We start from the raw sequence: 882 nt of genomic DNA, 5'->3' as shown, positions 1-882 counted from the left end.
AAATCCTCTTATTTTAAAAGGATATCTTTAATAGGATTTTTTAGTGACGATAAGCAATCCCTGTCAGCAGAACAAGAATTTTTTAAGCAAGAAGAAATGAATGATGTGTGGAAGGTGGTATTAGAACTACCTAAAAAGCACCGTGAAATAATTATATTGGATGCAAAATATGAATTATCTTATGAAGAAATGGCTGAAACATTAGGAGTATCCATTGGAACTGTAAAATCGAGATTAAGTAGAGCGAGAAGTAAGGTTTCAAAATTAATAGGGGAGGGTAGTAGTGATGAACAATAAACAAAATCCTGACTGGTATAGAAAAATAAAAAAAGGCCCAATGGAGAATCGTAAAGATGAAGAAGAATTTATTTCTAAAATAAAGCAGTCTATATATGAAAATAATGAAGTGGATTTTGAAAAACATAAAAGACCATTTCGTAAAAAAGCATTACCTATTGTAGTTGTTTTGGTTTGTACAATGTTATTTTTCATTGTTCAACAACCTTGGCTTGATGATAATAAATCACCGGTACAAAGTAGTACTCAAATTAAGCCTAAAACAAAAGATGAGTCTGCTCAAGATCCATCATTAAAACAATTTATGAATGAACTATATCAAAGTACGAACTCAAAAAATGAAAATAACTTGTACAAAGCGTTAAATGATGAAGTTCTATTTAAAGGAAAGAGTTATAGGAAGGATGAACTGAAGTTTGATGAAGATATCTTTCATGAGTTGCAAGTCGCCCTTACAATGGGAGGAGAGTTTGCAAAAGATACAAAGCAAGTATATAAAGTACCAAGTGGATTGACAGAAAGTAACCAACCAAACCAAGCGCATTTTATATATGCAACTGTTACTGGAAATAAAACGAAAATTTT

The 882-nt window shown here is 31.1% G+C and carries 2 protein-coding genes; both read left to right on the top strand.

The window, feature by feature from the left end; genetic code table 11:
* Positions 1-297: RNA polymerase sigma factor (locus HMPREF2590_RS30960; protein ID WP_256325179.1), on the top strand; the 297-nt coding region annotated here is incomplete at its 5' end.
* Positions 287-882, top strand: a 596-nt coding sequence (locus tag HMPREF2590_RS23955) for an anti-sigma factor (protein WP_070861597.1), incomplete at its 3' end; no start/stop codon positions are given. The genes HMPREF2590_RS30960 and HMPREF2590_RS23955, both read left to right, overlap by 11 nt.

This window comes from Bacillus sp. HMSC036E02, from assembly GCF_001836235.1.
In the GTDB taxonomy this organism is placed as follows: domain Bacteria; phylum Bacillota; class Bacilli; order Bacillales; family Bacillaceae_G; genus Bacillus_A; species Bacillus_A cereus.
Note: the sequence above shows the minus strand (reverse complement) of the source record. Positions and strands in the feature narration are given on the sequence as shown.